This is a genomic window from Aeromonas sp. S19(2024), from assembly GCF_041402625.1.
GTDB classification, from domain to species: domain Bacteria; phylum Pseudomonadota; class Gammaproteobacteria; order Enterobacterales; family Aeromonadaceae; genus Aeromonas; species Aeromonas caviae.
In genome coordinates this window covers 646,260-671,730 of record NZ_JBGLQU010000002.1, presented here as the reverse complement: position 1 = coordinate 671,730, position 25,471 = coordinate 646,260, and the positions used below count along the sequence as shown (strand labels likewise).

Genomic DNA, 25,471 nt, shown 5'->3' with positions numbered 1-25,471 from the left:
GGTCAGGGTGTTGCCCAGCGGCGTGGTCACCCCGCTCAGCGGGAAGCCCGCCACCACCCCGTTCACCACGATGTTGATGCCACCCACGCTCAGGGTCTTCACCCCGTCCGGTGCGCTGATGGTGAAGTCCCCTGTCACCGTGGTCGACTCCTTGCTGCTGTCCGACCCCGCCGATTCATTCTCGCCGCGGGTCGCCAGCAGGTCGTCTTCGTACACCTTCGCATCCCCGCCCTCGCCCTTGGGCGTCAGGTTGGTGATGGTCACCCCGTCATCGTCGTTCTTGATGGTCAGGGTCAGGGTCGCCGTGCTCACATCCCCGTCCGCATCCGTCAGGGTGTAGGTGAACACTTCGCTGCCCACCCCGCCCCCGGTCAGCGCCTTGAAGTCACCGTCGTTCGGGTTGAGGGTGTAGGTGTAGGTGCCGTTGGCATTGAGCACCAGGCTGCCGTAGGTCCCGCTCAGGGTGCCCGCGGTCACTGCCGCGCCATCCGCCCCTTGCACGTCGTTGGTGATGACGTTGCCATTGAGGACCAGGTTGTTCTCGCTCGCCGCCGTCAGGTTGACGTCGCTCACCGCCGTCGGCACGTCATCCAGCACCACGACATCCAGCCCTGCACTGGTCGTGTCGCCATCGAAGTCCGTCAACACAACGTTGAAGCTCTCCGTCAGAGCCCCATCATTTGCAGGTTTGTTATGTGTTTCGTTATCGTTCAGGGTGTAGCTGTAGGTCACGCTGCCAACCCCTGTCACCGGGTTGTAGCTGACGCCGGTCACCAGCAGTTGATTTCCCAAAGGACTGGGGATCCCCTGGGGGAAGGTGGTCAAGACCTGGCCATTGCTGATCAGCGTCACACCTCCCAGCGTCAGGCTTTGTACTCCATCTGCCGCATTGAATGTAAAGGTACTGCTCTTGGTCAAGGCGGCGCCATCGGGGGCTGAGCCATCCGGCAATGCGGCTTCATCAAGGACAAGCTCACCACCCTCGACCTGCAATCCATTCAGCGAGACAGGCTCATCTACAGGGGTAATGGTGATGGTCAGAGTGGAGTCGTTGGTATCATCTCCATCCGTTACGGTGTAATTGACCGCAGGTACAGGGCCTGTGTAGTTCAGCGCGGGGGTAAAGGTATAGGAGCCGTCCGCATTGATGATCAGCGTACCAATCCCATCCAGCGTGCTCTCAACGCCGGCAGCAATTCCCTGATTGCTGCCCCAGCTATAGGAAATGACAGACGTATCAAGGGGACCATCCGGATTGTTGCTGTTGTCGAGCACATTGCCACTGATGGCTTGATCTTCCTGGGTGACAGCAGACTCATCCTGATCATCGAGCTGATTCTCGGGCAGAAGATCGTCTTCCTGCAGCACATTCTGATCGATCAACGTGTCATAGCCGGTATCGAAACCGGCCTCAGCTATGGTCGCATCTCCGATGCGATCTATGACAACAAAACCACCATTGCCACTGGCCCCAGCGACCCCGCCGATACCGCCACCACCACCGGCGGCAGGTGCCCCACCGGCAGCAGAGGCTTCGAAGTTCTTGGTCGGGTCAACCCCTTGCAGGATGGATTGTTGCAACGCCGCAATTTCTGGCGACACTTCAGGCGAGCCTTGCTGCTGATTGGCGACCGATGAGGAAGATTGCCCCTCTGGAGGCATCTCTGTCCCTGCCGGGACTCCGTTGTCCGCTGCAGGTTTGTCATCGTAGGGAGCCAGCATCAATTTGGCATCATCAGCGATATTGAGTCTGGCGCCAGGCTGCAGTATCTCGCCAGGCTGGAGAGGACGACTGCTGCCATCGGCAAGCAGGATCTGAACGTTGCCTTCTACGGAAGAGACGACCACGGTTTTGTCGATGATTTGGGTGCGCATATCCATTGCTCCAGGGTGACAGATCTTGATGCCTACACTCTAGATACGCCCCCGTCCTGCTTCCGTTGCAAAAATGTACAGGGTTGAGTCTCTTTGACTTCATCCGATGCAGCGAATCGAACGAATATTTTTTACATATAAAAATCAATTAAGTAACAGCGCGAGTTTTAGTGATATTACCTATATGTCGCGTAAAAATGATGTACATATTCTAAACAGATATAAAAAAGGGCCCTTAATGGGCCCCTTTCTATCGAGTTGTACCGCTTATGCCAGTGGAAATGCAGGGTGAACGAACCCCTGATAACCATCGATATGCAAACTGGACAACAATTCAACCTGCCGTTGATCTTCCACCCGGGTGGCGATGGTCGTGACACCCGCGTTGTGGGCAGCCCGACAGACAGCCGCCAGGAAGGAGGTATCGGCGCCTGGTTCCATGACCTGGCTGGTATACCCGTGGTCCACCTTGACATAAGCGGGGGTCAGCTCTTCCAGATAGCCGAGGGACTGGAAGTGCCGGCCATAGTGATCGACCCCCCACAAGAAGCCGTGCTCTCGCAACAGCTCAACCAGATGAGTCACATACTCTTTGTGTTTCATGATGGCCGCTTCCGGGATCTCGAACAGCAGTCGCTCCTTCAGCTCCACGTTCAGCGACAGATAGCCTCTGAGCCATGTCAGGAACTCATCCGAACAGAGAGAACCCGCCGTGATATTGACTGCCAACACCAATTCCGGTTGCTGCTTGAACAAGGGGACGCAGGCTTCCAGCACCGCCTTGTCAAACTCTGCCCCCATCTTGAACTGCTCGATCGCAGGCAAGAACTGCCCTGCGAAGTAATCCGTTCCATCTCGCGAGATGGCCGCGAATAACTCGGCATGCAGGCGGGTACCATCATCGAAGCGACATGCAGGCTGTGCCTTGAAGCGCCAGAGATGTCTGGCAATGGCATCCTGCACCAGGTCTCGCCAGGCAAGGCGTCCCATCAGTCCCTGCTCATTGCCGCCTTCCATCACGACGGCACCGCGCCGCTCATTGCGCGCTTTGCCAAGGGCGTTATCCGCCTTCGTCAGCAGGGCCGAGAGATCGTCATTGCCATCACGGCCGGCGATGCCGACGACGGACAGCGCACCGCTTTCTCCCATGGGATTGACAACCAGATCGGCGATACGGCTGTTGATGAGCTCCGCCAGCTCCTTGAGCTGAGACAGGTCATCGGTGGGGCAGAGCAAGGCATACTCCGTCGCCGAGATCCGGGCCAGCGCCGCGCCATCCCAGCCATCCAGCAGTTCCCTGAGCACCTGTGCAATGGACTTGACCATGTTGTCCCTTGCAGCAAAGCCCTCTTCCCGATAGAGATCGTCCAGCATGTCGACGGCCACCAGCATGACCCCGCCCTGCCCGGCCTCCGCAATCCAGGCATTGACCTGCCCGACGAAGTAAGAGCGGTTGCCAAGCCCGGAGACGGCATCTACATAGACGCGGGCTCGCAGATTCTCGGCTTCGTCAGCCTGCTCTTTGAACTGCACGGCAAGCTTGCTGGAAAGGGTATTGATGGCCTGTACCACTTGCCGCAGCTCGCGGGTCTTGGGCTCGGGAATGGCGTGGCCGAAATGGTGCAGCTCGATTTCAACCGCCTGATCGCAAATCAGCTTGAGCGGTTTGAGCAGATAATTGAGCGCCCGCATCAGCAAGAGAGTGGTGACGAGAAAGCCGACCAGGAACCAGGTGGCCAGTTCGCTCATTCCTTTCCAAAGCTCGTAGTAGGCTTGTCCAGGGTGGCCGACGACCTTCAGCTTGCCCAGTTGCAGCCAACCCGACGTCAAAATCGATTCATTGGCCACTTCAGGGAACAGATCCAGCCCAATGAACCACTGTGGGACCCCTTCGATATGGCTGCTGTTCTCCAGCTCGATGACATCCTTGGAGGCCAGCAGATCGAGACGGACCAGCTTGTAGTAACCCCCGTCGAACACCGCCTTGATCACGGATTCGGCACTGACCTTGTCGCCGTTCTCCAGATAGGGGGTCAGCGCCAGACCCAGTGCGGTGGACGTATTGATGACGGTGGTCTCCTGCTGCTGCGCCAGGTAGTTGCGGGTCGAATTGAATTGCACCCAATAGGTGGCGGCAAACAGCAATCCGAACAGCAGCAGCATGGTTGCCAATAGTTGTCTGTAGAGCGTCATAGGTTAATCATCCAAATTGACCGCAGGCCGAGCCAATCGCCCCGATGTCATGCGATTGCGTAAGTCTGTCCATAATCCCAAGCGGGATGATTGCCCGGCCAGTTCCCCTTGACCACGCGCCTTCATCAGCCACAAGTGACTACCGTTAAAACTGTAAATTGGCAACAAATCCGCCCGTTGGGTCGCCGGGCGAATTGATCCGACAAGATTGTCCAGAATCAGGGGTACTGCCGCAGGCGTCTCATAGTAGGCAACGACCATATGAAACTGGTTATAATCCAATGCCTTGACATATACCATTCGCATTTTTTCATCAGGGATGCCAAGTTCCAGCAAGGTAAAATACTTGGAAATGCTGAAGTCTTCACAATCTCCCCCCGCTGCGCCCAGAAATTCCAGCGGTGTCGCCCAATAATCCTTCTTGTGCCACAACTTGATGTCATCGATGAAACGCATCTGGTTGAAGAACTGGTTCACCTTCTCCAGCTTCTGCCGATCCGTCAGCCCCGCCGCCTTGTTCTGCATTGCCAAAGTGCGCCAGCTGGTGACCCGTTTGCCAGCCCTGGGGCCATAGGTCTCCTCAGCGCGCTTGACCAGTTTCATATCCTCCGGTGAGAGAGGCTGGCTGGCGCTGAGCAGCAGGGGGATCGCCAGCAGGACCAGCCACAGCAGGCGAACCCGCCAGGGCGCACGTGCACCTGCGAGGGCTCGATACCCATCACGTCGGCTCCAGCCTGTCGATGCCACTTCTTTCTGTGTCATGACGCCGCCATCATCCCCTGACCGCCGGACGCATAAAAGAATGACTGCAGCACGCTGCAGCCATTCCCCTTGCCTGATATGACATCAGTGGCAGGGCCATCAGTTATTGTTGGCCTGCCATTCAGCCGGTTGCTGCACATTCAGGGCATTGAGCAGACCACCGGTGGCATTGAGGATACGATAATCCGCCAACAGGGAGTCGTACTCGGCCGTGATGTAGCTGCGGCGAGCCTCGAACAGTTCGTTCTCCGTGTTCAGCACGTCCAGCAAGGTCCGTTGGCCCAGGCCGAATTGCTTCTTGTACGCCTGTACGGTGTCATAGCTGGCGTCCACGTGCTCTTTGAGGAAGACTTTTTGCTTGGCCAGCGACTCTTTGGCGTTCCAGGCGAGGCGGGTCCCCTCTTCCACCTGACGGAAGGCATTCATGTGAATGTCTTTGGCCTGGGAATAGAGCGCTGAGGTTGCCTTGCTTTCTGCCAGATCGGACCCACCGCGGAACAGGTTGTAACGCATCCGGACCATGGCGGTGAGATCGTCGTTACGGCCTTTGACCGCATCGATGTCCTCGTTCCAGTTCTGATCCACTTCAAAGGCTACGTTCGGGTAGAACCCGGACTTGGAGCCTTCATGCTGGTACTTCGCCTCTTCAATGTCCTGCAGGGATGACAACAGGGTCGGGTGAACCTCTGTTGCCGTCTTCAGCGCATCTTCCAGTGTTGCGGGCAGGAGTTGGGTGTTCGGTACTGGCTGAACGAGATCCTTGGGCACTTCATTGACGACACGGATGAACTCGCTCTCGGCATCCCGATAGTTGTTCTCCGCCGCCGCCTGATTGGAGTACGCCCGAGCCACACGACCGTCGATCTGGGTCTGGTCAGCGGTCGACCCAAGACCGGAGTCGGTCCGTTTCTGGATGTCACTGCGGATCTGCTCGTGGGTTTCAAGGTTCTGCTTGGACAGCTCCAGGATCTCCTGCTGACGCAGCATGTTGAGATAGACCTCGGCCACGCGCAGGGCCGTGTTCTCCGCCTCGGAGATCATCGCCAGGCGCTGGGCCTGGGCGGCGGCATCGGTCCGTGCCACGTTGCTGCTGACATCAAAGCCGTCAAACAACATCTGGCGAAGGCTGATCCCGGCCTCCTTGCGCGTCATGGAGTCATCGATCGTCTGTGAATTGGGACCTGCGGCACGGGTCGAGGGACTGTCAGTCTTCTCGTAACCGACGCCACCACGCAGATCAATGGTGGGGTAATAGCCGCCCTTGGCTCCATCATGCTGATACAGTCGTGCCTGATAGAGATCAAAAGCTTCCTTGATTTTCGGATGGGTAGCCAGTGACTGCGCCACTGACTGTTCCAGCGTCTGTGCCTGGCTCAGGCCCGGGAACAGTATGGTGCCACTAACCAGCATGGCAACAATCGTCTTCTTCATGGTATCTCCAGTCATGTTGTTTTTAGATTGTTGGCTTATCGTTCTCTCAGTGCCGACTGCTTAGCCCTCAAGATGGGTTTCAGCAAGTAGTCTAGGACACTTTTTTTACCAGTAATAATATCTGCACTGGCTAACATACCGGGGATGATGGGAAGTGCGTTAAGCTCATCGCCCAGATAACTCTTCTCGGTTCGTACTCGCACCAGGTAGAAGGAATTGCCCTCCTCATCCTGGATTGAGTCGGCACTTATCTGTTCAACCTTGCCATGTAAACCTCCATAAATAGTGAAATCATAAGCAGTTATCTTGACCACGGCCTCCAGTCCGGGTCTGAGGAACGCGATGTCCTTGGGCGACACCTTGGCTTCAACCAGCAGGGTGTCTTCCAGTGGCACTATCTCCATCAGGTCCATGCCCGGCTGAACGACCCCACCCAGCGTATTAATCTTGAGCTTCTTGATGGTCCCCTTGAGAGGCGCGATCACACTGGTACGATCGACTCTGTCCCTGAGGCCGACCTGACCCTCCGACAACTGGCTCAACTTGCCTTGACGTTCGTTCAGCTCGGTCTGGGAGTCCGCCCGGAATTTCAGGGCGATATCATTTCGCTTCGAGATGGTCTCCCGCAGTACCGAGTTGAGCTTGGGCACCAGCAGGCGGTTCGCCTCCAGCTCCCCTTGCATTTCGTTGACCTGCCGCTCCAGTTTAATTAGCTCCACTTGAGGAACTATACCCTCTTTTGCGAGAGGACGGCTGATGTTCAGCTCCTGACGAGCCAGATCAACGCTGCGGCCCACGGTCCGGATCTTGGCATTGAGCTCTATGGTCTCCTGCTCTTTCTGCTCGATCTGCTGTCCCAGGATGTAGAGCTGGTTCTTGAGGTTGTTTAACCGCGCCTCCTGCACCGATCTTTCACGGGCGGCATATTCGGCAAAGACATTCTCGTACCCTTCGGGGAACTCGATGGCCTGTTTGTCGATGGCTACCTGTTCACGCCACCCCAGATTGGGCTCGTTCTTGACCACCACGCTGCGAATTTCGGCGCGCAGGCGGGCGATATCCCCCTTGAGGGTGACCAGCTCCTGCTCCCGTTCGCGAAAATCCGACTTGAAGCGGGTATCGTCGATGCGCAGCAGTGGCTGTCCCTTCTCGACGATGTCCCCCTCCTTGACGAAGATCTCCTTGACGATCCCCCCTTCCAGGTTCTGGATCACCTGCAACTGGCGCGACGGTATCACCTTGCCCTGGCCGACTGTCACTTCATCCAGCTCTGCCCAGGCGGCCCAGACAATGGCGCTGACAAAAAACAGGAAGCAGGCCCACAGCAGGACTCTGGCACGGGTGGGCGTCGTCAGCAGCACGGCGGCGGCGCCGTCATCCACGTACTCGAGATGTTCGGGTGCCGGCAAGACCGTATCTGAGGGCGTTTTCTTGAACCAGTGGTTAGCCATTCGCCGTCTCCTGCACCCGCACCTTGCCTTCCTTCAATTGCTGCAACACCACCTCTTTGGGACCGTCCGCCACTATCTTCCCCTGCTCCACGACGATGACCCGGGAAGCGACATCCAGCATGGAGGTCTTGTGGGTGATGAGGATAAGGGTGGTTTCGGGGCCGAGCCGCGCCAGCTCCTGCTTCACGTGCATCTCTGACTGGTTGTCCATGTTGGAGGTCGGCTCGTCCATCACCAGAATGGGGGGATCGTTGAGCAGGGCGCGAGCCAGCAGGATGGACTGACGCTGGCCACCGGAGAGCTGACGTCCCCCTTCGCCTATCTGTCTGTCGAGACCGTTGGGATCCCGGTTGGTAAAGTTGGTGACCCCGGCCCGCTTGGCGGCGCGCAAGACACGGGCATCGTCCACCAGGGGATTGCCCAGCATGATGTTGTCCCGAACTGAACCAAAGAAGAGGGTCACATCTTGCGGCACACAGCCGATGTTCCGGCGAATAATGGTCGGCGGCAGTTGGTCCAGCTCAAAGCCGTCCAGACGCACCAGGCCGTCAGTCGGGCGATAGAGGCCCATCAGCAATTTCTCCAGCGTGGTTTTACCCGCACCGATCCGCCCGATAATGGCCACCTTCTCACCCGGCTCGATGCGCAGGTTGATGTTGTGCAGGGTACTGCTCTCCATGCCCGGATACTTGAAGGAGACATTTTCAAACTCGATGCGCCCCTGGATGACCGGATGGTGGATGTACTGCCTGCCCTCCTCCTGCTCCCCCGGCGTCATCATGATCTTCTCTAGGATCTCGAGTGCCGACTTGGCCTGGTTGTAGCGGGTGGAGAGCACCGACAGCTGCACCATGGGGGCGATGGCCCGGCTCGACAGCATCACGGCCGCTATCATGCCCCCCATGGTCACCAACCCTTCCGAGATCTGGTAAACACCGACGATCACCAGTCCCACTGTCACCACCTGCTGGATGTAGCTCGCCAGAGAAGACATGGAGTTGGTGATGCGCCGGGTCTGCACGCCCCAGGTCGAGATGTGGGACACCGCCTGCTCCCAGCGGTGCTGGAACATGCTCTCGGCCCCGAAAATCTTCACGGTCTCAAGGCCCGAGATGCTTTCGATCAGATTGGCGTTCTTCTGGGAGGCGAGTCGGGAGCCCTCCTCGATGGATTGCTTCAGCGGTGCCTGAATGTAGAAGCTGTAGGCCACCAGGATCAGGATGGCGATGATGGGCACCACCACCATCACACCGGCGAAAATCCAGATGATGAAGAGGAAGAAGATGGCAAACGGCAGATCGATCAGGGTGGAGACGGTGGCCGACGTGAAAAACTCGCGCACCGATTCAAACTCCTGCAAATGCTTGGCAAAGGCACCGGTCGACGCAGGCCTGGACTCCATCTTCATGCCCATCACCTTGGCAAAGATTTTGGCCGACAAGAGCACGTCGGATTTCTTGCCTGCAATATCGATGAAGTAGCTGCGCAGCTGGCGCATCACGAAGTCGAAGGTGAACACCACCATGGCTCCAACCGCCAGCACCCAGAGGGAGTCGAATGCCAGGTTGGGCACAATCTTGTCATAGACGTTCATGGTGAACAGGGGGCTGGCGATGGCAAACAGGTTGATGAGGATCGAGGCCACCAGCACATCCCGATAGATACCGCGGGACTCGAACAAGGTGCTCCAGAACCAGTGACCATCACGGGTCTCCAGCACTTTGGGCGAGCGCTCATCAAATTTGAACTGCCGCTTGACGTAGAACAGACGACCATTGTACTCGTCACCCAGCTGGGCAAGACTGACCCATTGAGCCGCGTCTCCGGCCTGGGGAAAGATGACCCTCGCCTGGGTCCGTTCTTCATTCCATTCAAGCAAGATGCAGGCGCCGCCATTGCGCGTCTGCAAGACGCAGGGCAGCAGCAGGGAGGAGATCTGTTCAAGGGGCTGGATCACTTCGCGGGCAGAGAGACCGCCCCGCTCGGCGGCACGACTGAAGAGCGCCGTGCTGAGACGCCCGGAGACCAGTGGCAAGCCGGTGGTGAGAGCATCCTGACTGTTGGGCACCCCGTAAAAGCGGGTCAAAAAGACCAAGCACTCCAACAGTTCATCTATATGGCTGGTTTCTGCTTGCATAGCATCCCATCAAACATGATTCAGAAGGTTGTCTCGGGGCCGAATATCCAAAGCCCGGCGGCGATCCGGAAAAACAGAACAGACCTCGCCACCCAGACCCACAACCCGATTAGCGCACAGAGCCGGGACACTGCATGTCTCGCCTCCCTCACAGATTTTCATGCCGGAAACGGAGGGGACATACCAAGCACCTGATGTTGCCAAGAAATATGCCACCCGGTACGAAGAAAGCCCGCCCGGTATACAAACTGCAAAGAGTTATTGATAACTATATCTTTTTTCAAGCCGACCATCTTATCAAGGTGACTTGAACGAAACTATACTCCAAAGACTGAATTTCATCTAATAACCCACTGTTTTTTTGACGAAATTAGAGTTGGCACTCGCCCGTGGAAGAGAGAGAAAAAGGGCGTCCCAGGCAGTGCCCCTGAGGGCCTGAGCGTGCCAGCTCCGCGGCAATGGCGGTCATGGCGCTCCAGCGATTCTCGCACCAGGCGGGGGCCAGCAGGGTCGGGCGGCGCGCCGACGCCGAGACCCTGTGATAGACCACCTCGGGAGGCGTGTACTGGATCATGGCGACCGCCGCCGCCACATACTGCTCCATCGTCAACACATCCAGCCGTCCCGCCTGCCACGCCTTGCCAAGAGTGCTCCCCTCCACCACATGCAGTGGGTGAAGCTTGATCCCCTCGACGCCGGTCTCCACGATACGGTGCAGGGTTTCCAGGCTGTTCATCGGCACCTCGCCGGGCAGGCCGACGATGAGGTGGGCACACACCTTGATGCCTCGCAGATGGGCTCTGGTTACAGCGTCAACATAGGCGGCATAGCCGTGACCCCGATTGATGCGTTGCAACGTCTTGTCGTTGGCACTTTGCAGCCCGAGCTCCAGCCACACCTCGTAACCTCTGGCCTGATAACCTGCCAGCAGATCCAGCACCGCATCGGGTACACAATCAGGGCGAGTTCCGATGCAGAGCCCCACCATGTCGCTCACCGACAAGGCTTCTTCATACATGCGCTGAAGGTACTCCACTTCGGCATAGGTACTGGTATAGGCCTGAAAGTAGGCCAGATAACGCCTGGCCCGGGTCACCTCGTCCCGGCGTGCCCGCAGTTGCTGCACCACGGAGAGTTGCTGGGCCGACTCGTCGGCAAAGGAGGAGACATTGCAGAAAGTGCAGCCACCCCGGCCCAGGGTGCCGTCCCGGTTGGGGCAGGTAAAGGCCCCGTGGATAGAGAGTTTGTGGATCTTCTGGCCGTGGCGTTGCTTGAGATCCTGGCCAAATGTATTGATGAGTTCGTGTAACTGCATGACACCTCCGAAATGAGGTGTCATTCTAGCGACGCAGCCCGGCGGGCAGGCTGCGCTGGATCAATCCCGCTCTCTACCCAAAAATCATATAAATATTCACGTTAGATGCGATAAATACCCAACAGTCAGCATTCACGGTCACTTTTGACAACCTGTCACTCCTGCAACCTGGAGAAAAGTGTCATAACCTCTCGCCCATAACCGGCTGTAACTACTGAAAAAATCCTGTTTAGTCTGCTTATGGACAAATGCAAGACGCAGGATCCTGAAATGTGATCCCCGCCAAGCACACCAGAGATGACTTTGTAAAATTACTACAGTTTTCCGCCACCATGCAGTCAACCACCAAACCGTCCATAACCAGAACATAAAGCCAACAAATAAATAAAAAGCAGTCATAAATACACAAAAATGCTGATTGAGTCTCAAAAACCCACATTTTGTTATGGCGATGTAACATTGCAAACAAGCGGGATGTCCAATTGACCTTGCCCGAAAATCCCATTAGTTTGGAGATTCGCCACCTCAGGCGGACGGAACCACAAGAGCCAATCGCAATTTATGCAGTCTGTTGATGACAGTGCGATGGAAGGCCGAGCAAGGGAGAAATGCAATGTCACTATATGATCCAAAGCTGGAGAGGGATAACTGTGGCTTCGGCCTGTTGGCCCACATGGAAGGGGAAGCCAGCCACAAGCTTGTCCGTCTCGCGATGTCAGCCTTGGCTCGCATGCAGCACCGCGGCGGTATCTCCGCCGATGGCAAGACCGGCGACGGCTGCGGCCTGTTGCTGCAAAAACCCGACAGCTTCTTTAGAGCGGTCGCCGAAGAGAAGGGATGGCACCTGGGCCGCAACTACGCGGTCGGCATGCTGTTCCTCAACCCCGATCCCATCCTGGCCCAGGCCACTCGCGACATCATCGACGAGGAGCTGGAAAGAGAGACCCTGAGTCTGGTCGGCTGGCGCAAGGTGCCCATCGATACCAACGTACTCGGTTCCATCGCCAAGGCGTCCCTGCCCAGCATTGAACAGGTCTTTGTCAACGCGCCCCCGGGCTGGGTCGACAAGGATCTCGAGCGCCGCCTCTATATCGTGCGCCGCCGCATCGAGAAGCGCATCAGCGACGACTACTTCTATGTGGTCAGCCTTTCCAACCTGGTCACCGTCTACAAGGGACTGTGCATGCCGGTGGATTTGCCGCGCTTCTATCTGGATCTGGCCGACATCCGCATGCAGGCCGCCATCTGCGTGTTCCACCAGCGTTTCTCCACCAACACCAGCCCGCGCTGGCCGCTGGCGCAGCCGTTCCGCTACCTCGCCCACAACGGCGAGATCAACACCATTGCCGGCAACCGCCAGTGGGCCAAGGCGCGCAGCTACAAGTTCGCCACCCCGCTGATCCCGGATCTGCAAGAGGCCGCCCCCTTCGTCAACACCACGGGGTCGGACTCCTCCAGCCTCGACAACATGCTGGATCTCTTCCTGGCCGGCGGCATGGACCTGTTCCGTGCCATGCGCCTGCTGATCCCGCCTGCGTGGCAGAAGCACCCGAACATGGATGACGACCTGCGCGCCTTCTACGACTTCAACTCCATGCACATGGAGCCCTGGGACGGCCCGGCCGGCATCGTCATGACCGACGGTCGCTACGCCACCTGCGCACTCGACAGAAACGGTCTGCGTCCGGCACGTTACGTCATCACCAAGGACAAGTTCATCACGCTGGCCTCCGAAGTGGGCACCTGGGACTACACCCCGGACGAAGTGCTGGAGAAGGGCCGTGTCGGCCCGGGGGAGCTGTTCGTGGTCGATACCAGCAACGGCAAGATCTGGACCAGCTTCGAAATTGATGACGATCTCAAGAGCCGTCACACCTACAAGCAGTGGATGGACAAGCACTGCAAGCGCCTGGTGCCCTTCGAGCAGATGGACGATGCCAGCACGGGATCGCGCGAATTCCCGGATGACCGGCTCAAGACTTACCAGAAGCTGTTCGGCTACTCCTTTGAAGAGCTGGATCAGGTGATCCGCGTACTCGGCGAGAATGGCCAGGAGGCGGTGGGCTCCATGGGGGATGACACACCGATGGCGGTGCTCTCCTCCAGCCAGCGAACCCTGTACGACTACTTCCGCCAGATGTTCGCCCAGGTGACCAACCCGCCCATCGATCCCCTGCGGGAAAATCACGTCATGTCCCTGGCCACCTGTATCGGCCGCGAACAGAACGTGTTCAACGAGACCTTCGGTCACGCCCACCGGGTGCTGTTCCAGTCGCCGATCCTGCTCTACTCCGACTTCCATCAATTGCTGGCCCTGGAAGGGGAGCACTACCGCCACGCGGTGCTGAGCCTCAACTACCAGCCCGAAGAGGGGCTGCAGGCTGCCCTTGAGCGCCTCTGCCACGAGGCCGCTGAAGCGGCCCGCAGCGGCGCGGTGCTGCTGGTATTGTCAGACCGGGACATCAGCCCGGATACCCTGCCCATCCCGGCCGCCATGGCGGTGGGGGCGGTGCAGCGTACCCTGGTGGACAACAACCTGCGCTGCGACGCCAATATTCTGGTGGAGACCGCGAGCGTGCGCGACCCGCACCACTTCGCCGTGCTGCTGGGCTTTGGCGCCACCGCCATCTACCCCTATCTCGCCTACGAGACCCTCGCCAAGCAGGTAGAAGAGGGCGTGCTCAAGATGAGCCTGCGCCAGGCCATGCTCAACTACCGCAACGGCATCAACAAGGGCCTCTACAAGGTGATGTCCAAGATGGGCATCAGCACGGTGGCAAGCTACCGCTGCTCCCAGCTGTTCGAAGCCGTCGGCCTCTCCAGGGCCGTGGTCGAACTCTGCTTCCGCGGCGTATCGAGCCGCATCCAGGGTGCCGACTTTGCCGACATCCAGCAGGATCAGATCAATCTGTCCCGTCTGGCCTGGCTCGGCCGCAAGCCGCTGACCCAGGGCGGCCTCTTGAAGTTCGTCCACGGTGGCGAGTACCACACCTACAACCCGGACGTGGTGCAGACCCTGCAAGTGGCGGTGCGCTCCGGCAACTATGCCGATTACAAGGAGTATGCCCGTCTGGTGAACGAGCGGCCGGTCGCCACCCTGCGGGATCTGCTGTCGATCAAACAGGGCACCACCCCGGTTGCGCTGGATCAGGTGGAGCCAGCCGCCAGGCTGTTCCCCCGCTTCGACTCCGCGGCCATGTCCATCGGCGCCCTCGGCCCTGAAGCCCACGAGGCCCTGGCCATCGCCATGAACCGCCTCGGCGGTCAGAGCAACTCCGGCGAAGGCGGTGAAGATCCCAAGCGTTTTGGTACCGAGAAGAACTCTCGCATCAAACAGGTGGCTTCCGGTCGCTTTGGCGTCACCCCGCACTACCTGATGAACGCGGACGTGGTGCAGATAAAAGTCGCCCAGGGCGCCAAGCCCGGCGAAGGTGGCCAGCTGCCCGGAGACAAGGTCACCGCGCAAATCGCCCAGCTGCGCTACTCCGTGCCCGGCGTGACCCTGATCTCCCCGCCGCCGCACCACGACATCTACTCCATCGAGGATCTGGCCCAGCTCATCTTCGACATCAAGCAGATCAACCCGAACTGCCTGGTGTCGGTGAAACTGGTGTCCGAACCTGGCGTCGGCACCATCGCCTGTGGCGTGGCCAAGGCTTATGCGGACTTCATCACCGTCTCTGGCTACGACGGCGGCACCGGCGCAAGCCCGCTCACCTCGGTCAAATACGCCGGCTCCCCCTGGGAGCTGGGCCTGGCCGAAACCCAGCAGGCGCTGGTGGCCAACGGCCTGCGCCACAAGGTGCGTCTGCAGGTGGATGGCGGTCTCAAGACCGGTCTCGACATCATCAAGGCGGCCATCCTCGGCGCCGAGAGCTTCGGTTTCGGTACCGGCCCCATGGTGGCACTCGGTTGCAAATACCTGCGTATCTGCCACCTGAACAACTGCGCCACCGGCGTCGCCACCCAGGATGAGAAGCTGCGCCGCGAACACTTCACCGGCCTGCCGGAAATGGTGATGAACTACTTCAAGTTCATCGCCGAGGAGACGCGCGAGCTGATGGCCGAGCTTGGCGTCACCCAGCTCACCGACCTCATCGGTCGTACCGACCTGCTGGAAGCCCTGCCCGGCCTCACCGCCCGTCAAGCCAAGCTGGACTTGTCCGGCATCCTGGCGGCCCCGGTTGCACCGGCAGGCTCCAGTCTGTTCAGCCAGCAGCACAACCCCACCTTCGACAAGGGGCCCTTGAACCTCAAGATGGTGGAAGACCTGCTGGACGCGGTGGAAAACATGAGTGGCGGCGAGTTCCGCTACGACATCCGCAACACCGACCGCTCCGTGGGTGCGCGTCTGTCCGGCGAAATCGTCAAGCGCCACGGCAACCAGGGCATGGCGGCCGATCCGGTCAAGGTGCACTTCAACGGCACCGCCGGCCAGAGCTTCGGCGTCTGGAACGCCGGTGGCCTTGAGATGATCCTCACCGGGGATGCCAACGACTACGTGGGCAAGGGGATGACCGGCGGCAAGCTGGTGATCAAACCCCACGTCGGCGTGGCGTTCAAATCCCACGAGGCGGCCATCATCGGCAACACCTGCCTCTATGGCGCCACCGGCGGCAAGCTCTATGCCGCAGGGACCGCCGGCGAGCGGTTCGCGGTGCGCAACTCAGGGGCCTTGGCGGTGGTCGAGGGGATTGGCGACAACGGCTGTGAATACATGACAGGCGGCATCGTCACCGTGCTCGGCAAGACCGGTGTCAACTTCGCGGCGGGCATGACAGGCGGTTTCGCCTACGTGCTCGACGAGTGCGGCAACTTTGCCAAGCGCACCAACCCCGAGCTGGTCGAACTGCTGGAGGTGGCGGATCTGGCCATCCACCAGGAGCACCTGCGCGGTATCATCACGGCGCACCTCAACGAGACAGGCAGCTCGCGTGCCGAGGAGATCCTGGCCAACTTCGACTCCTATGTGCCCAAGTTCAGGCTGATCAAACCCAAGTCCAGTGACGTCAAATCGCTGCTTGGCCACACCAGCCGTTCCAGTGCAGAACTCAGAATCCAGGCGCAATAAGGAGGGAACCCTATGAGCCAGAACGTATTCCAGTTTATCGATGTCCAGCGGGTCGACCCGCCCAAGAAGCCGCTCAAGATCCGCAAGATCCAGTTCGTGGAGATCTACGAGCCCTTCAACCAGGCCCAGGTCGGCATGCAGGCGGATCGCTGCCTCGACTGCGGCAACCCCTATTGCGAGTGGAAGTGCCCGGTACACAACTACATCCCCAACTGGCTGAAGCTGGCCAACGAGGGACGCATCCTGGAGGCGGTGGAGCTCTCCCACCAGACCAACAGCCTGCCGGAGGTATGTGGCCGCGTTTGCCCGCAAGACAGACTGTGTGAGGGTGCTTGCACCCTCAACGACAGATTCGGCGCCGTGACCATCGGCAACATCGAAAAATACATCACCGACAAGGCGTTCGAGATGGGCTGGCGCCCGGATCTCTCCAAGGTGGTCAAGACCGACAAGCGGGTCGCCGTCATTGGCGCGGGCCCCGCGGGCCTTGCCTGTGCCGACGTGCTGGCACGCAATGGCGTGACGCCTGTGGTGTTCGACAAGTACCCGGAGATAGGTGGCCTGCTCACCTTCGGTATCCCCTCCTTCAAGCTGGAGAAAGAGGTGATGCAGCGCCGCCGCGAGATCTTCGAGGGGATGGGGGTGGAGTTTCGCCTCGAGACCGAAGTGGGCCGTGACGTCACCTTCGCCGACCTGCTCGGCGAGTTCGATGCGGTCTTCCTCGGGGTCGGCACCTACAAGTACATGAAGGGCGGCTTTGCCAACGAAGAGGCGCCGGGGGTCTACGACGCCCTGCCCTACCTCATCTCCAACGCCAATCGCTTGCTGGGCTTTGAGAAGGCGCAAGCCGATTACATCGACTTCGCCGGCAAGCAGGTAGTGGTGCTGGGGGGCGGCGACACCGCCATGGACTGCGTGCGCACCGCCATCCGCCAGGGGGCCGATCGGGTGATCTGCGCCTACCGCCGGGATGCCGAGAACATGCCGGGCTCCAAGCGGGAGGTGAAAAACGCCCAGGAGGAAGGGGTGGAATTCATGTTCAACCTCCAGCCCATCGGCGTGGAGCTGGACGCCCACGGCCGCACCTGCGGCATCAAGGTGGTGAGCACCGAGCTCGGCGCCCCCGATGCCAATGGCCGCCGCAATCCTGTGGTAATTGAAGGCTCCGAGCAGGTGCTGCCCGCCGATGCGGTGGTGATGGCGTTCGGCTTCCAGCCCAACCCCCAGCCCTGGATGGCAGAGCACGGCGTCGAGCTCGACGGCCGGGATCGCATCAAGGCGCCCGAGAAGGCCGAGTACGCCTTCCAGACCAGCAACCCCAAGGTGTTCGCCGGTGGTGACGCGGTGCGCGGCTCTGATCTGGTGGTGACCGCCATCTATGAGGGTCGCAAGGCGGCCGAAGGGATCATGGACTACCTGGCCGTGTGATCTGCCGCCATAACCAAGCAGCCATGCAAACAGCCCCGCTCGTGCGGGGCTGTTTTTTATCTCGCTCTCAATCCGCCAGAACCAGCTAGATGCTCCAGCTCTCCGGCAGCCGCTCGGTGAGGGTGGAGATGTATTCGAAGGTACGCGCCCGCTTGGGGGTGGTGAACATCTGACGCGCACTACCCGCCTCCACCACCTCCCCGGCCTCCTGGAAGATCACCTGCTGCGCAATCTGGGCTGCAAGGCGCAAGTCATGGGTGGCGATCAGCATGGTGGTCCCCTCACTGGCCAGCTGGCGCAGCACGGCCACCACCTCCTGGGCAAGCTCGGGATCCAGCGCCGAGGTAGGCTCGTCACAGAGCAGCACCTTGGGGGATGGCGCCAGCGCCCGGGCAATGGCGACCCGCTGCTGCTGACCGCCGGAGAGGGTGGCAGGCACTGCCTCGGCCTTGTGCCTGAGCCCCACCTTGTCGAGCAGTTGCAGGGCGCGCGCCACTGCCCTCTCCCTGGGCCACTTCAACACGGTGACCAACCCTTCCATCACGTTCTCCAGCACCGTCATGTGCGGGAACAACTGGAAATTCTGGAACACCATGCCGGTCTGCTGGCGCAGGGCCAGCACGCTTTGCCGTGACAGATGCCGGGTAAAGTCGAGCTCGCTGCCCCCCAGCACCAGCTGGCCTGCATCGGGTCGCTCCAGCAGGTTCACGCAGCGCAGCAAGGTACTCTTGCCGCTGCCGGAGGGACCGATCAGGGCGGTGACGCTGCCCGCGGCCATCGCCAGCCCCACCCCTTTCAACACGCGCTGCCCCGCAAACTGTTTCTCGATGCCACTCAAGCGGATCATAGGGCGACCTCCCGGGTCTCTTTGTGAGCCAGTCGCTGCTCCAGCCTGTCTTGCAGGGTGGAAAGCACCGAGCTGAACATCAGGTAGATGAGGGCCGTCTCGATATAGAGGATGAGCGGCTCATAGGTGACGGAGGCGAGGCGCTGGGCCGCCTGAAACAGCTCGGGCACGGTCACCGCCGCCGCCAGCGACGTGTCTTTGACCAGGGAAATGAAGGTGTTGGAGAGCGGTGGCACCGCGATGCGCGCCGCCTGCGGCAGGATCACCCGCCACATGACCTGGGGCCAGTTCATGCCGATGGAGTAGGCTGCCTCCCACTGCCCCTTGGGGATGGCCGCCAGGGTGGCACGAATGATCTCCGAGCTGTAGGCACCGATGTTGAGGGTGAAACCGATGACGGCGGCGGTGAAGGCGTCCAGCACGATACCGGCGCTCGGCAGACCGTAAAAGATCAGAAACAGCTGCACCAGCAGGGGCGTGCCCCGAATAAGCCAGACATAGAAGCGGACCAGCATCACCAGCGGAGCCGGACCATATAATCTGGCCAGCGCCACCGACAAGCCGAGCACGATTCCCAGCACGAAGGTAATCAGAGTGAGTGGCACGGTAAAAATAAGCCCCGCACTGAGCAGGGGCCAAAAAGAGTCGATCATTAACTGCAACCAGGCCGGCACGTTAATATCCTCAGTTGTTATTATATTGCCACGATATTATTGCGAGACGTCGGTGCCGAAATATTTCTGCGATATTTTCTGATATGCGCCATCCTGCTTGGCATTGCGCAGCGCCTGATTGATGGCAGCCAGCAACTCGGGTTGCCCCTTGGCGAGCAGGGCGGCAGATTGATCCCCCTTGGCCTCGCTGGCCGCCACCTTCAATTTGGCGTCCGGCTTCTGTTTCTTGAAGTCGAGGAAGGAGAGGCTGTCGTTGATGGTAGCATCCACCCGCCCGGTCAGCACCAGTTCGAGTGACTGGTTGAATCCCTCGGTGGCCACCACCTCGGCGCCCGATGATTTCGCCAGCTGGGCGAAGTTGCTGGTCAGGGACTGGGAGGATTTCTTGCCCTTCAGATCGGCAAAACTCTTGATGCTTTGGTTGTCGCTGTGCACCACAATCACCGCCTTGGAGGTGATGTAGGGATCTGAAAAATCATATTTTTTCAGCCGTTCAGGGGTGATGGCCACTTCATTGAGCACCAGGTCGTAGCGCTTGGCGTCCACCCCGGCGATGAGCCCGTCCCACTTGCCCTCGACGAACTGCGGCTTCACGCCCAGACCGCTTGCAATCAGCTCGCCGATCTCCACGTCAAAGCCCACCAGCTTGCCGCTCTTGTCGTGGTAGGTGAAGGGGGGATAGGTCCCTTCGGTGCCGATCTTGATCACTCCGGCCCGCTGGATCTCGGCCAGGCTTGACTGTGCCTGTACCGATGTCATGAGTGCCAGCGGAAGTGCCGCCATTAAAAACAGGGAGTGCCGTTTTTTCATTATTCACCTCGTTATATTTATGAACATCCAGAGCGCTTGCCAACCACCACAAAATAAAACCAGCCGGTTATCATGTTTAATTTAAATTAATTATCGGCAGAGATAACCTTCATAGTGCTTGCTGGCGGTATGGATGAAACATAACGTGGCTCATGGCATGACCCAACCATGAAATACGGGGATATTTAGCGAAATAATGGATAACGAATAAATAATGGCCGGGCTGGCCGAGGAATTGCCCCGCTGGCGGCGATCCGTCAGCGGAAACCATATCAGGCGGGTTGCAGCTCCCGCGGGATGGCAGTGGCCCAATCACGACATAACGTATCAATCGGGCCAAAATTCAGTCTGATGGCAAATGGGATTGCCACGCACCACGTGGAAGGTAAAGGCGCGATGGCGCGCGCCTTGACGTCACCGTCAGTGATCACCCCTTCGGTCACCACCTCCCGCCCTGCTCCGGCAGGCGGACGATGTCGACATTCCAGGGCCCGGTCGCCGGGTAGCGCCGATGGATCTCGACGAAGTTGACCCGCCCCTCGCTCCGCCCCCCACTTACCCACCGGTACCAGCGAGGTCGCAAACGCCGGTTCCTGCTCCGCCTGTGCCATCCGGATAAAGACGACACCCATGGATGACCATGTGATCACGCTGGTGCACTGCTTCTGGCGGGAAAGCCAATCGTCACCCGGTCTGGCGGGGGCCCTCCGCGCCGTCGGGCTGCTGGATACCAAGGGCAAGCCGCAGATCGCCTAGGGGGCCACCCGGGTAAAGTCGATGGCGGGGCAGCTGGGCGCCACGCCCTTGGTCAGCGTCAGGGGCTGGGCACGATAGCTGAGCCGGTAGCGGCCCGGTTGGGACAGATCGTAGGCCTGCGCCAGATCCGCATCGGCCTGGCTCTGCTCCCCCGCCCCCAGGTGCAGGAAGTCGCCGTCCCCGGGGGTACCTCGCTTGGCAAGCGGCCCTCGATAGTCCAGCGGCTGCCCATCGCGGGTCAGGTCGATGGCATCGGCAAACCACCCCTCGAAGGGGGTGAACCAGGTCAATACCTCGAGGGGCGTCTCCCCCCGGTTGGTCAGGGTCATCACCAGGGGCAGGGGTTCGTTCACCCCGCTCTCTGCGCTGACCGACAGCTCGCACTGCAAGGGCGCCAGTGCCAGGGTGGTGAGCAAGAGTGTCATCATGGTGCCTCCGTCAAAAAAGGGGCCATCCGGCCCCTGTTTGCAACTCAATTTTCGCTCGGGGTATTCTCGGCGAAATATTCGTGGTTGTCGGCATTGTTCAGGGCCTTCTGGGGATCCGTGCTCGCCAGATTGCGCGCATTGGCCTGACCGTATCCCAGATCGTCGGTGCCCGCCACCACGTTGAAGTGGCTCAGCTCGTGGACAATGGTGCCGGCGCGGGAATCGGTCCCGGTGACCGGCGCAGTCCAGAAGCTCTTGCACAGATAGACCTTGTAGGGCTGGTCCGGATAGACATAGGCAAAGTAACTCTGCTTGCAACCGCAGTCGAAGGTGAGCGGCTTGTTGTCGATGGCATCCTTGATCTTGCTGAAGTTGGTCTCGGCCTGGTTCCAGCGGGTGGCGTCATAGGCGCCAAACCAGCTCCGGTAGCGCTGCCCATTCGGCTTGTCCACCGCGAGGTAGCTGCTGGAGTTGTTGGCGATGCCACTCGCGGCATCGAGCGCCGCCAGGATGTCGCTCTTCTGGGTGTTGGTGCAACGGCCGCTGAAGCTGACCGAGGCGCTCACCGCCTGGGGCTCGGCCACCGCCGCCTTGGCCAGCACCCGATCGTCGCTCACCCCGTCCACCCAGAGGGTCACGGCATTGGACTCGCTCGCCTGGGCCTGTTTGGCCTTGGCCGCTTTCCCCTCCTGCGCCACGGTCGGCAGCAGGTAACGGATGCTGTACTGGCCCTGGGCGCTCATGTCGTAGAGACCGGAGACCTCCGCCTGCACTGTCAGGCTCTGGCCCGCCTTGAGCAGTTGGTAGTCCTTGTCACTCGGGGCGGCCCGCTTGATCAGGGCCCCTTCGTAATCCACCGGCTGGCCGTCACGCTCCACCTGGAACAGGGGAGCATCCTCGCTGCCCGGCAGTTGCCATTTGAGCAGACGAACCGGCTTCTCCCCGGTGTTGGTCAAGGTCAGGTTGACGCGCACATCGTCTGTGCTGCCCTCCACCAGGGTGAGCCGGGCATCGAGTCCGGCGGCGCAGAGCGGGGACGCCAGCACGCCGGCCAGCAACAGGGCAATTGGAGTCGCTTTCATCATGTTTCCTCATTCATTGAGTGTCGCCTTGTCAGGCGGTCTGCTTCCTTTAAGGCCCTCTTTGGGGCCCATCCACCCTAGAGCAGAAGCACCACCCCACCATCCCTCCATATGGGGGACGCCCCCCATCAGAGGGGGAGCCCCTTGGCTGCGACAAAGATTGCCCGCCCGGCCCCGGGCGTGCAGGCAACCCCGTGGGGGGCATTTGCCATAAAAAAACCCGGCGCAGGGCCGGGTGACGGGATGAGAAGGCGGGATCAGGAGGCCAGCAGCGCCAGGGCCGGCTGCGCGTTACCCGGCATCAGCCGATAGGCCTTGTGGTGCTTGACCAGGGTGGTTTTCTTGTTGCCCTGGCTCAGCAGCAGGCCCCGGGCAAATGCCGCCTCGGCCAGTACCTGCTCGTCCCCGCGCACATAGAGGGTGAGGGGCTTGACCAGCTCACCCCCCTCGATATGGCCCTGATACTCGCTGGCCGAGATGATCAGGCTGGATTGCCCCTGGCTCAGCAGCCGCTGCCGGGTGTTCAGTTCGCTGTCGGTGAACACCAGCCAGCCCGCCCCCTCCAGCGCCAAAAGCAGATCGGCCAGGCGCGCCCCCAGCTGTACCGGCTCATGCATGGCACGCTCATACTGGCGCTGCACCCGCTCAAGCAGCCCCTTGAGATCGGCCCCCGCCCCCAGCGTCCGCCCCAGTTGCACCCAGGTCTTGAGATCCTCCATCACCAGCCGGGAGAAGCGTTTTTCCTTGAGAGAATCCGCCATCCAGGTACAGAGAAAGTGGCTCTCCTGAGCGGGGGTGCGTTTGCCCGTCTTCTGGGCGGCGGTGCGCTCCAGCTCCGCCAGGCTCTGGCGGGCCATCTCGAGCAGGGCCTGATTGTAAGCAGGAAGGGTCATCTCGGATCCTCTGAAACGGGGCGGCCAGGGGCCGCGTCATCGACAGCACAAAGGCGCCAGTGGCGCCTTTGGAGAGTAAACGCCCCTCCCCGACCGGGAGGGTGCGACGTTGCCTTATTTCGGCTGACGGGGCTTCTTGGCCGCCGCCAGACGCTTGAGGCGCTGGCCTTGCAGTTTCGCCTCGGCCATGGCCTGGGCGGCGGCATTGTCTTCACGCTGCGGGCGTTTGCCGAAGCGGCGGCGCTCCTGCAACTGCTTGATGAGGTCGTCACGGCTGCTCACCTCGTAACCCGGCACCATGATGCGGCGGATCTTCTGGCCGATGAGGGCCTCGATCTCCAGCAGGGTACGCTCCTCTTCGCGACTGACGAAGGAGATGGCCATGCCACTCTTGCCAGCGCGACCGGTTCGGCCGATACGGTGTACGTAATCTTCCGCGAGGAACGGCAGATCATAGTTGACCACGTATTCCAGGCTCGGAATGTCCAGGCCGCGAGCGGCCACCTCGGTGGCCACCAGCACCCGCAGCTTGCCTTCGGTGAATTCACGCAAGGCGCGGCGACGGCTCCCCTGGGCCTTGTCACCGTGCACCACGGCAGACTTGATGCCGTCGAGGTTGAGCTCCTCCACCAGTTCATCGCAGCTCTCGCGGGTGCTGGCAAACACCAGCACCTGCTGCCAGTTCTGCTTGCCGATAAGCTCGGAGAGCAGCTCGCGTTTGCGCTTCTGTTCCACCGGATAAACGGTGTGGCTCACTGTGTCGGCAGTGGAGTTCTGCTTGTCGACGGCCACCACCTGGGGTTTGTCCAGCATGAGGTTGGCCAGCTTTTTCACCGCCTCGGAGAAGGTGGCGGAGAAGAGCAGGTTCTGGCGGGTCTTGTTGACCGCCTGCAGGATCTGCTGCACATCGGCGCTAAAGCCCATGTCGAGGATGCGATCCGCCTCGTCCAGCACCAGAGTCTCGACCCCGGAGAGGCTCAGGTTGCAGGCGGTGAGGTGCTCGAGCAGGCGGCCAGGGGTGGCCACTATGATGTGTGCGCCCGCTTTGAGCTTCTTGGCCTGCACATCCTGTTTGCCGCCACCCACGATGGTGAGGGTAGTGATATCAAGATACTTGGCGAAATCGTTGATATTGCTCGCCACCTGGGCCGCCAGCTCGCGGGTCGGGGTCAGGATCAGCACGCGGGCATTGGAAGGCTGCACCGGTGCCGGGTTGTCTACCATGCGTTGCAGGATGGGCAACGCAAAGGCGGCGGTCTTGCCGGTACCGGTCTGGGCACTGGCCAGCACATCGCGGCCACGGCGAATGGCCGGGATGGCCTGGCTCTGCACAGGGGTCATCTCCTGATAACCGCAATCTGAGATGGCGCGCAAAATCTCGGGGGCAAAATCGAACGATTCAAATCTCATGTTGGGTTCCTGTGTTCCAGCGGAGCTGTAGTTGGCGTGGGTGGCCTGGGCCGGCGTGTGGCCTGGCATCGGCGAGGCGTGGAGCCAAGGACGGCTGGGTCTGACACCAGATCAGAAGATGAGCCGGAAAATGGCGGGCGCGAAGTGTAACAGATAGGCGACAGGAATGCCGCCTCAAATGGCCTGTATTTTTCCGGGGGCTGCGCTCTCCAGACGCGGCAGCAGGCGCAGCCCGGGCAGTGAGATCAGCGCACCCGCTTGCTCGGACGCTTGAGCAGCCGCATGCCGATGGCCGCCACCGCGATGACGAACAGCCCGAAAGAGGTGACGAGCAGGCACTTGGTCAGCAGCTCCTGATGATGGGCAAAGACCGGGGTCGCCATCACCATCTTGCCGGCCATGCTCAGCACCAGGGACCAGAGGAAGGCGCTGGCAAAACTCGCCACGGCCACCCGCAGCAGGTGCAGGCGGGAGACTCCCATCAACATGGGGGTCAACACTCTCACGAAGGGGATGAAACGGGACACGAACATGGCCCAGAAGCCGTAACGATCCAGCAGTCGGGAGGCCCTGGGCAGGCTCCCTTCCGGGATCATTCGCTCCACATGGCCCATGAAACGGGTGCCATGCAGTGCCTGCCCCTGCCAGTAGGCGAGCACGCTCCCTATCCCGGCCGCGAGCGGCAGATAGAGCAAGGTCACCTCGGGCCCCAGCACCCCCATGCCCACCAGACCGCCCGCCAGCAGCACCAGGCTGTCACCGGGCAGGGGCAGAAAGACGAAGCTCGATTCAAGGAAGAGGATCACCACCAGACAGGTGACGAGCAGACCGATTGCCTGCATTTGTATAAGCTGATCAAAATCCTGATGCCATATGGCAAGCAGCATGTCCTGCATCTGGTGTGACTC

Annotated in this window: 18 protein-coding genes; 3 read left to right on the top strand and 15 right to left on the bottom strand. The window is 60.2% G+C overall.

Features of this window, described 5'->3' with window-relative positions:
* The 7 genes from ACB037_RS07495 to ACB037_RS07465 form a co-directional block, all read right to left on the bottom strand.
* Window positions 1-1,875, bottom strand: a 1,875-nt coding sequence (locus ACB037_RS07495) for a retention module-containing protein (RefSeq protein ID WP_371175112.1), incomplete at its 3' end; no start/stop codon positions are given.
* 267 nt (window positions 1,876-2,142) lie between these two features.
* Complete coding sequence (locus ACB037_RS07490; RefSeq protein ID WP_069785225.1) at window positions 2,143-4,068, bottom strand: EAL domain-containing protein; 1,926 nt, start codon at window positions 4,066-4,068, stop codon at window positions 2,143-2,145.
* Window positions 4,069-4,071: 3 nt separating this feature from the next.
* Complete coding sequence (locus ACB037_RS07485) at window positions 4,072-4,815, bottom strand: transglutaminase-like cysteine peptidase (protein ID WP_371175120.1); 744 nt, start codon at window positions 4,813-4,815, stop codon at window positions 4,072-4,074.
* 114 nt (window positions 4,816-4,929) lie between these two features.
* The gene (locus ACB037_RS07480; protein ID WP_010675164.1) at window positions 4,930-6,261 is read right to left on the bottom strand and encodes a TolC family outer membrane protein; all 1,332 of its coding nucleotides are present in this window, start codon (window positions 6,259-6,261) and stop codon (window positions 4,930-4,932) included.
* 35 nt (window positions 6,262-6,296) lie between these two features.
* Entirely contained in the window at window positions 6,297-7,712 is a 1,416-nt protein-coding gene (locus tag ACB037_RS07475) for an HlyD family type I secretion periplasmic adaptor subunit (protein WP_010675165.1), read from the bottom strand.
* On the bottom strand, window positions 7,705-9,849 hold the full coding sequence (locus ACB037_RS07470; RefSeq protein ID WP_039040368.1) for a type I secretion system permease/ATPase: 2,145 nt from the start codon (window positions 9,847-9,849) through the stop codon (window positions 7,705-7,707). Before ACB037_RS07470 ends, ACB037_RS07475 begins: the two co-directional genes overlap by 8 nt.
* A 370-nt stretch (window positions 9,850-10,219) precedes the next feature.
* A complete protein-coding gene (locus ACB037_RS07465) occupies window positions 10,220-11,164 on the bottom strand; it encodes a TIGR01212 family radical SAM protein (RefSeq protein ID WP_371175111.1) in 945 nt (314 codons plus the stop codon).
* 613 nt (window positions 11,165-11,777) lie between these two features.
* Between ACB037_RS07465 and gltB the strand changes: the two genes are divergently transcribed.
* On the top strand, window positions 11,778-16,235 hold the full coding sequence (gltB, locus tag ACB037_RS07460; protein WP_323952100.1) for a glutamate synthase large subunit: 4,458 nt from the start codon (window positions 11,778-11,780) through the stop codon (window positions 16,233-16,235).
* 12 nt (window positions 16,236-16,247) lie between these two features.
* Window positions 16,248-17,663, top strand: a complete 1,416-nt coding sequence (locus ACB037_RS07455) for an FAD-dependent oxidoreductase (protein WP_041214964.1) — start codon at window positions 16,248-16,250, stop codon at window positions 17,661-17,663.
* Between the two features lie 85 nt (window positions 17,664-17,748).
* Here the strand turns inward: ACB037_RS07455 and ACB037_RS07450 are convergent, their stop codons facing one another.
* The 3 genes from ACB037_RS07450 to ACB037_RS07440 are packed head-to-tail and all read right to left on the bottom strand — an operon-like array spanning window position 17,749 to window position 19,994.
* Window positions 17,749-18,510, bottom strand: coding sequence for an amino acid ABC transporter ATP-binding protein (locus tag ACB037_RS07450; RefSeq protein ID WP_371175110.1), 762 nt, complete (start codon window positions 18,508-18,510; stop codon window positions 17,749-17,751).
* Window positions 18,507-19,163 carry an amino acid ABC transporter permease gene (locus tag ACB037_RS07445; protein ID WP_174217478.1) on the bottom strand — a complete coding sequence of 219 codons (657 nt, stop codon included), beginning with the start codon at window positions 19,161-19,163 and terminating at the stop codon, window positions 18,507-18,509. Before ACB037_RS07445 ends, ACB037_RS07450 begins: the two co-directional genes overlap by 4 nt.
* Before the next feature lie 57 nt (window positions 19,164-19,220).
* The gene (locus ACB037_RS07440) at window positions 19,221-19,994 is read right to left on the bottom strand and encodes an amino acid ABC transporter substrate-binding protein (protein ID WP_042879441.1); all 774 of its coding nucleotides are present in this window, start codon (window positions 19,992-19,994) and stop codon (window positions 19,221-19,223) included.
* A 630-nt stretch (window positions 19,995-20,624) separates the two neighbouring features.
* Between ACB037_RS07440 and ACB037_RS07435 the strand changes: the two genes are divergently transcribed.
* A complete protein-coding gene (locus ACB037_RS07435; protein ID WP_371175109.1) occupies window positions 20,625-20,750 on the top strand; it encodes a hypothetical protein in 126 nt (41 codons plus the stop codon).
* Here ACB037_RS07435 and ACB037_RS07430 read toward each other — a convergent pair.
* From ACB037_RS07430 to ACB037_RS07410, 5 genes are all read right to left on the bottom strand, one after another.
* A complete protein-coding gene (locus tag ACB037_RS07430) occupies window positions 20,747-21,178 on the bottom strand; it encodes a hypothetical protein (protein ID WP_041213092.1) in 432 nt (143 codons plus the stop codon). The genes ACB037_RS07435 and ACB037_RS07430 overlap by 4 nt on opposite strands.
* A gap of 44 nt (window positions 21,179-21,222) precedes the next feature.
* On the bottom strand, window positions 21,223-22,263 hold the full coding sequence (locus ACB037_RS07425; protein WP_029314738.1) for a M35 family metallo-endopeptidase: 1,041 nt from the start codon (window positions 22,261-22,263) through the stop codon (window positions 21,223-21,225).
* Between the two features lie 254 nt (window positions 22,264-22,517).
* The gene (locus ACB037_RS07420) at window positions 22,518-23,153 is read right to left on the bottom strand and encodes a DUF2913 family protein (protein ID WP_045524285.1); all 636 of its coding nucleotides are present in this window, start codon (window positions 23,151-23,153) and stop codon (window positions 22,518-22,520) included.
* 114 nt (window positions 23,154-23,267) lie between these two features.
* A complete protein-coding gene (locus ACB037_RS07415; RefSeq protein ID WP_039040376.1) occupies window positions 23,268-24,563 on the bottom strand; it encodes a DEAD/DEAH box helicase in 1,296 nt (431 codons plus the stop codon).
* A 245-nt stretch (window positions 24,564-24,808) separates the two neighbouring features.
* Entirely contained in the window at window positions 24,809-25,459 is a 651-nt protein-coding gene (locus ACB037_RS07410) for a DedA family protein (protein WP_039040377.1), read from the bottom strand.
* Between the last annotated feature and the right edge of the window lie 12 nt (window positions 25,460-25,471).